Origin of the sequence: Moorena sp. SIO2C4, assembly GCF_010672485.1 — a bacterium.
Taxonomy (GTDB): Bacteria; Cyanobacteriota; Cyanobacteriia; order Cyanobacteriales; family Coleofasciculaceae; genus Moorena; species Moorena producens.
This window is the reverse complement of record NZ_JAAHGN010000335.1, coordinates 1-7032: the sequence shown is the minus strand read 5'-3', so window position 1 is coordinate 7032 and position 7032 is coordinate 1. Positions and strand designations below refer to the sequence as shown.

Genomic DNA, 7032 nt, shown 5'->3' with positions numbered 1-7032 from the left:
GAGCAATTAAAAGTGCGATCGCACTAATTTGGCTGACGGTTTTGAGTTTACCCCAGATATTGGCTCCCTGTATGCTAGCGCTACCGGATAACTTGGGGTTAACTCGCCAACCTGCGATCGCTAACTCCCGTGCCAAAATCAAACAGACTCCCCAAGCGGGTACCTGACCTAGCTCAATTAATGCTAGTAGGGGCGCTAGTACCAAAAATTTATCCACTAACGGGTCAAGGAATTTGCCTAAATCAGTAATTTGGTTCAGTTTACGAGCTAGATAACCATCTAACCAATCCGTTCCAGCAGCAAGGAGAAAAATCCCTAAACTAATCCAGCGGCTTTGGTCAGTTGGAAGATTCAGGAAGTATAGGATAAAGGGCAACCCCAGTAAGCGGGAAAAGGTAATCCAGTTAGGCAGAGTCATTCTGGTAATCGGTAATCGGTAATCGGTAATTGGTAATTGGTTACTGACCATATTAATTTTAGGGGCACACGCTGTGCCCCCTTAAGCATTTCGTCTATGGAAGTGAGAACCGACAGAGGAGAGGGAATAAATTTAGTATGTACCTCATCAAACTGAGAACCGCTATAATTCCTCTTCCTCGTTTCCGATTGCCTATTACTGAATTCCCGAAGACATCTAATCAAGCATTGCTGGTTCAAGCACGATCAAATTGCCCTGGTCATCAACTGTGATCGGCACAGGTTCGCTGATATCCCCGAGAAAGCTCTCGTCTAGAGCGAAATTACGCCATGACATAAAGTACCAGATCTGATCAGGACCTTGTACCAGTTTCCCGGAATAGAGCCGCTTCACTGAATCAACCCAGAGTGCCATTGGCGCAGAAAATGGTCCTAAAGGATGATCAGCAACCATGTAAAAGGTCCCCGTGAGGTTACTATCAACAAATTCTCCTGGGGGGATTGAGAAGAGCAGATAGTAGCGCCCCTGGATAAGAACCACTTGCGGACATTCCATAGTCCCGAACGTCATAGGCTCAGTTAATGGTGGCAATACTTGCCAATCAATCAGGTTTTGTGAAGTGGCATGAGCAATCACGCCCCGACTTTCGGCAGGACCATAGTTAACGCGACCAGTAATTAAGGCATGAAATTCCCCTGTTTCTGGATCCTGAAACACCCAAGGATCGCGCCAGGCTTCATCGAACCAAAGGTTTTTCTCAGGGTGCTGGAGATCATACTTCTCGTAGTAGCGACTATCAGCCTCGATCACCGGGTTTTTCGGATGTTTTTCCCAGTGGATTAAATCTTTGGAGGTCGCAAGGCTGATGCGTTGGATTTTTCCTTGCTCTTTGCGCTCAGTGCTGGTGTATAGGAGATACCACAGACCATCATGACGAATTACGGAGCCAGTCCAATTAGTGTACTCATCCACGTCACCATAAGCTTCAGGCTTCATAGCATCTGGTAGAATCTGCCAGTGCCGTAAATCCTGAGAAACAGCGTGACCAAATGAAACATGCCAATGTCGGTCTTCTGGATCCGGTAAATCCTTAGAAGCTTGCAAGTAAAATAAGTGATAGTCGGAAATATCTTGAGCTAGCCAGAAGTCCCAGATCCATTTATCTGGGATTTGTAAACTGTGATTAGGAAGCATGAGTTACCTGCTTTTGTGTAAGAGTATTCGTTAGTGAATAACTGTGACTAACTCCCTAGAACAGTTAGCCTCTTTACTAAGGCGTCAACTAGAGAGTAGAAAGTAATAATTCGGTAGTAGGGTAAGGTAAGGAATTTTACTTACCGCTTAATTAGAGCCTATCTAACTAATTGTTGTGTAATTTATAGAAGCAACGCCTAATGATTAAACACTAGTCTATGTATCCAAGCCAATTTTTTTTCCTGAATACATTAAACTAGTGATGAATTACGTACTGAGAGGATTTAAAACTATATCTATACTTTGGACGGGCATAAAGTTTGAGTTTGATTTAGCTATCAGCAAATACGCTCACTGTTGACCGCTCAAAGCATAGTAAAGCATAGTGTCTTAATTGATAAATTACCCTCTAATCAGATAATCAGAGAGTTACTACGTAATTCCTAATATTGATTCAGAATAGGTTAAGGCTATACCATTTAAGCGAGGTCTGTACTCGCTTTTTTACCTATCACTACCAAACTTATTCCAAGATAACAAATAGTGTTGGGGAAATGTCATTGGTAAAATTGCTTATTAATTGGCATCACAATCAAATCTTTAACTTGTGAAGACATAGACAAAGATTTAACTAAGGTGAGATTACTAGGATGTAAGCATTTAGCTATCAGCTATCAGCTATCAGCTCTCAGCTCTCAGCTTTTTAATAAAACGGGTAAGCATTGCTTTAATTTCTGTTACGTTAGCTGACCGCTGACCACTGACCACTGACCACTGACCGCTGAATGCTTACACTAGGACTTACGCAGTTGAAAGGAAAACCCGAAGCCAAACTCGAAGCCAAACCCTAATTTAGGAGCCCAAGGCTTGCGCCCTCTAGATAGGATCTCGGCGTTGCTTAATAATGGAATGATTTTAAGAGTTTTCTGGAATGGGCATGTTTGTGGAATGGGCATCTTGCGTGGAACTGGCATCAAGCCAGTTTCATGCTTATTTTCGAGCGGGCAGGATGCCCACATATTTTCGAGCGGGCAGGATGCCCACTCTACTCCTATTCATTCCTAAATTCAGCAACGCCAGGATCTCAGCCTATATAGCACTACGCATTCAGATTTTTGACATTCCTAAACTCCGAAACCTAGTCCTAGCTTACTTTTGACTTCTGACGCAAGCACCTTGCTGACTTGCGCGTAGCGCTATACTTCGATGCTAAACTTGCATGAGCAACCCTACCGATTAGGCCATCAAACGTGTAACCTTAATGTATTACTAAGTAATACATATCATCAAGGAGAATTGGCGATCGCCAATTCTTGGTCAAATATAAGTATTTATACTTATATTGTCCTCCATATCCCTGGAATTTGATGGATCCTCTTGTCAAACAAATAATACATTGATTAAATAAAATAATATTCCCTTAACAAAACTAAAAATATCTTAAGCAGAAGCTGATGATACAACAACTCGATCAGGGCAGGAGCGACGCTGCGACCTTAGAGCAACTGTTCAACCATGATATCAGCATCCAGACAACGCCTCATCAACCTGCTCCAAGTCAAGCAGCTCTCTCAAAATATCTCCTGCTTTACCTTCAAGGAGGAAAGGATTTAGAGGGAGTGCCTTGGCAGAGAGGGGAAATGGGTGGGGCTATTCTTGATGAAGATTTGTCTGTAATTAAAGACTTAGATGCTGTCTTTCAGCCAGACCGGGACGACTACTGGCGAAGCTCTCGCCTTCTAGCAGGAAGCTTACGGTTGGTAAACGAAAATTCCCTGTATTTCTTTTACGGTGGATCTCCAGACCGTCCTAATTTGCTTCATGAGTATATTGGCTTCTGTAAGGGAATAATTAGGGATAATCACGAGATTGATTGGCAAGCTCCCCAACTGATCGAATTTCTTGATTGGGAGAAATACTACGATTACTCCGACCATCCATTGATGCCAGACCAACGTCACCGCCAGTTGCGCGATCCTTTCCCGATATTTCACGAAGGCAAGTATTGGATGTTTTTATCTGCTGCTGCCAAAACAAATTCCCAACCCAAGAAAGGCTGTATTGGTCTAGCAGTAGCAGATCAACTCGAAGGACCCTATACACTCTTGCCACCAGCCCTGTTTCCTCATTTCATGACCGATGAAGGTGAGCAAGGTCTTTTTTACGAGTGTGAGCGAAGCCAAGTTTACTATAAAGGAGGAATGTGGCACATGTTCTTCTCTGTGATGAAGCAACATGTGAATCCCCGTTGGCTTGAGCAACTTGGTGACGACGCTGCCTCCATTACTCACTCCAGTCTGTACCATTTTGTCTCGCCACAAATCAACGGTCCCTATCAGCCAGCAGGGGTGGTACCGGTTGTGAAAGGATCTTCCGAGTCTAACTTGTATGCGATCAACTTTGAGCGCAATAACCAAGAAGACTTCATTGCCTATGGGTTAAATTTAGAAATGCAGGAACTCGATGTTTCTGGTCAGTGGAAAGTGTTGTGGGACAACGATTATCCAGAAATTAAGAAAGTAAGTCCTTCTGGTCAGCAGAGTGTTGCTGATCCCTCGTCACTATTATATGGACGTGAGGGATACTGTATTTGGGATGCAATTCTATTCAAGCTACCTGCCTAAGGTTAACGAGGTTACCAGGTTAAAGGTTATCTTCTGAACCTTTAACGTAAGCATATGCGCTACGCGCACGCTACGGGAACAGCAGTCAGCGGTCAGCGGTCAGCGGTCAGCTTATTTTATTCAAAAGCACCGATTGCGCTACGCTGTTCGCTGATAGCTGAATGCTTACCCTTTAACCAAACAACCTTTAACCAAACAACCTTTAACTTTCAACCTTTAACTTTCAACCTTTAACCAAACAACATTCAAACTAAACCAATAGCTAATAGCTTACGGTTCCACAATCGAACCCATGAACAAAATTGCGCCAGTTTTATTGTCCCGAACACTACAGAAAAAAGGACGATTAACCACTATATTAAATGGTTGATCTATGCTAATCGAAGTCGAAACAATACCGATAGAAGTAGCAGCGGCTGCTTCAGTGCCTTCTTCATTCACTTCTACAAAGGTTTTGTGCTTGACTTGACTAATGGCTGCTGATTCAGAGGTCAGATTAGAAAAATCAGCGTTATCGGTAAACGCCACATCCATCCCCAAAGCTTTTAAGGAATCGTTGAGTTTAATATCGTATTCAAATTTAAAGCGGGGTAGCCGAATTGACCCATCTCGCGACTTAAACTCTTTCATCCATTGTAGCCAGTTTTCCGCTGTGAGTTGTTGTTTAAATTCTGCCAAGCTGCTACCTTCACGGGGTAAGAAAACATACAAACTCAGCCGTTCTTTACCGTAGGGAATACTTACAGCTTGAAAGGCATCATTTTCATAGTACTTATACTTCCCATACTGATACATCATCGGGTGTTGCTTTTGGGTTAAACCGGAGATATAAAAAGGTTGATTAGAGGTTTTATTCTTATCGAATTCTCTTGTCCAGCTACCTTTGAAATAGATGGCATTGATTAAGAAAAGTAAGTCATCCCCTTGAGTGCGATCGACAATCGTTTTGATTTTGCCGTTTGTGTTGTTTTTGACCCAACGGTTAATTTTTGTGGCAGCCTTGGCACTACTAAAATCAAGTTCTGTGACCTCTGCGTCGTAGAATTCCTGGTTGTTTTTAAGAAATTTGGGCTTGATGTCAATGCCTTGGTTAGCCCACAGGGAGTTGGCAATAGACAGCTCGACATCAGGGTCAGCATTTTCCAAGCTAGCTTTTAAAGCGTTATTCCCCTGGTTGAGTTGATCTAGACTCAATCCCTCTAATTCTAAGACTTTTGCCATAGCCTCTTGAGTCTCACCGCTGGCACCGTTGTAAGCCATGTCTAGGGCAATGGCGATGCTGGTAGGAGAGACAAAAACATTCTTGTTAGTGTCCTGCTTGAGAATTTCTGAGAATAGCTTGAAGCCAAATTTCGTATTAGCGTCTACAAGATTGGTATCTACGTCTAGATTTGGTTGCTGGTTAGCTGAAATTGATTCTTTCGTTGGTTCGGAGTTAGGCAGAGGGTCAAGGGCATTGGTTTTTTCCGACACACACCCCAATATACCTGTAAGCAGGATGCTGACTGCCATAACAGTGGCTATACGACTAAGGATTTGATGGTTCATCTGATCGTCTCCGTTGCTAATACCCTGTTCTAATATGACCATTACAGGAGAATTCGGTTCCATTAGTTACGGTTTTTGCTACGGGTAAGTGGGTAATCCGTAATGGGGAATAACGATATAATCGTGGTGTTTAACAGTAAAAATAACAGTATAAATAACCTGATTTCCAGATAACCAACGTTATCCAGCAGTCATGATTTCATAAGTTGTGAAGGTTTTAAGGGCTCCACACTTCTGGACTTTTCGGTATTTTTTTTGTCCCTCACATACCTCTAGTCTTTCAACTTGGCTTTTCTGTTATCCATAACCAGAAAGCGCTCCACAAAAGGCTAGTTGTATCATAGGTAATTATAGTCAAATTTAGGCAACTATTACCATAACTTACGGATCTTTCAGATTTTTTGCCCTTGACAGCCACAATTTTTATGCTATGATGGAATAATTGGAATAAAAAGTATACTCCTGTTTCTGCTGAGCAACAACCTCAATCACACACAAAACCATACATTAAGCAAACCAGATCAGCAACATCGCATATCTATTATGAAGTTGACTAATAACACACCCTGCCTCCACTAGTATCAGGCTAGTGGAGTTTTTTGGTTGAGATCACCTGATGCTCAGATTGACTAGATCGACCAAAACAAGCAAGTTTATAAAACTTTATATGAAATCACACCAAAAATTGACGTTAAGTAAACACCAAATCATACATGATTGGCCAATAATATTAATTGAGAACACAAAGAGAAAAGCACACCCCGCTAGTCTGGCCGCTAGCGGGGATTTTTTTTACCGGAACTACGGCCAGGAGCCAGACCACTTGACCAGTAAGGCTCAAAACTGGGTAAATTCATCAGGTTGTAAGCATTCAGCTAATGGGCTACGCGCATATGCTTACATCAGGTCTAACCTTTAGCCCCATGTTTGCTTAGAGAAACAGATTCCGAAACGTGTCCAAATAGCTGGCTGCAAGCATACCTGCCAGGAAGCCAAATAAATGTCCTTGCCAGGAGATCCCTGTTTCACCAGGAAATAAACCTCTGAGTGTAAAACCATAGAGACCACCGATAGCGCTAGAACCTATGACTAACAGGGGCTTACCTTCTAAATACCCCTGTGCGATCAGAAAAGCTACATACCCAAAAACTACACCGCTCGCGCCATAAGAGACAGTGTTAGGTGAACCAAGTAGCAATTCAGCCAAACCACCAATCAAGACTATCGCCAAGGTCACGACCCAGAAAA

7 protein-coding genes are annotated in these 7032 nt (G+C 42.6%); 2 read left to right on the top strand and 5 right to left on the bottom strand.

Going from position 1 to position 7032, the window contains the following annotated elements; all coding sequences use genetic code 11:
- The 3 genes from pgsA to F6K20_RS18015 form a co-directional block, all read right to left on the bottom strand.
- A partial coding sequence (gene pgsA, locus F6K20_RS18025; protein ID WP_287295545.1) for a CDP-diacylglycerol--glycerol-3-phosphate 3-phosphatidyltransferase occupies nt 1-418 on the bottom strand: 418 nt, incomplete at its 3' end.
- A 216-nt stretch (nt 419-634) separates the two neighbouring features.
- Nucleotides 635-1612 carry a glycoside hydrolase family protein gene (locus F6K20_RS18020; RefSeq protein WP_008185641.1) on the bottom strand — a complete coding sequence of 326 codons (978 nt, stop codon included), beginning with the start codon at nt 1610-1612 and terminating at the stop codon, nt 635-637.
- 794 nt (nt 1613-2406) lie between these two features.
- A complete protein-coding gene (locus F6K20_RS18015) occupies nt 2407-2586 on the bottom strand; it encodes a hypothetical protein (RefSeq protein WP_287295544.1) in 180 nt (59 codons plus the stop codon).
- Nucleotides 2587-3066: 480 nt separating this feature from the next.
- Between F6K20_RS18015 and F6K20_RS18010 the strand changes: the two genes are divergently transcribed.
- Nucleotides 3067-4236, top strand: a complete 1170-nt coding sequence (locus F6K20_RS18010; protein ID WP_008185643.1) for a glycoside hydrolase family protein — start codon at nt 3067-3069, stop codon at nt 4234-4236.
- A 54-nt stretch (nt 4237-4290) separates the two neighbouring features.
- Nucleotides 4291-4470 (top strand): hypothetical protein, encoded by a 180-nt coding sequence (locus F6K20_RS18005; RefSeq protein WP_131827144.1) that lies wholly within the window; start codon nt 4291-4293, stop codon nt 4468-4470.
- A gap of 36 nt (nt 4471-4506) precedes the next feature.
- On the opposite strand, the gene F6K20_RS18000 is transcribed toward F6K20_RS18005, so the two are convergent.
- Nucleotides 4507-5847: a serpin family protein gene (locus F6K20_RS18000; RefSeq protein ID WP_008185646.1), complete on the bottom strand. Its 1341-nt coding sequence runs from the start codon at nt 5845-5847 to the stop codon at nt 4507-4509.
- Nucleotides 5848-6715: 868 nt separating this feature from the next.
- A partial coding sequence (locus tag F6K20_RS17995; protein WP_287295542.1) for a rhomboid family intramembrane serine protease occupies nt 6716-7032 on the bottom strand: 317 nt, incomplete at its 5' end.

Bases quoted from the DNA above. Each gene is read 5' to 3' on its own strand.
- F6K20_RS18010 (WP_008185643.1), top strand. From the start codon at position 3,067: ATGATACAACAACTCGATCAGGGCAGGAGCGACGCTGCGACCTTAGAG.
- F6K20_RS18015 (WP_287295544.1), bottom strand. From the start codon at position 2,586: ATGCCAGTTCCACGCAAGATGCCCATTCCACAAACATGCCCATTCCAG.
- F6K20_RS18005 (WP_131827144.1), top strand. From the start codon at position 4,291: ATGCGCTACGCGCACGCTACGGGAACAGCAGTCAGCGGTCAGCGGTCA.
- F6K20_RS18020 (WP_008185641.1), bottom strand. From the start codon at position 1,612: ATGCTTCCTAATCACAGTTTACAAATCCCAGATAAATGGATCTGGGAC.
- F6K20_RS18000 (WP_008185646.1), bottom strand. From the start codon at position 5,847: ATGGAACCGAATTCTCCTGTAATGGTCATATTAGAACAGGGTATTAGC.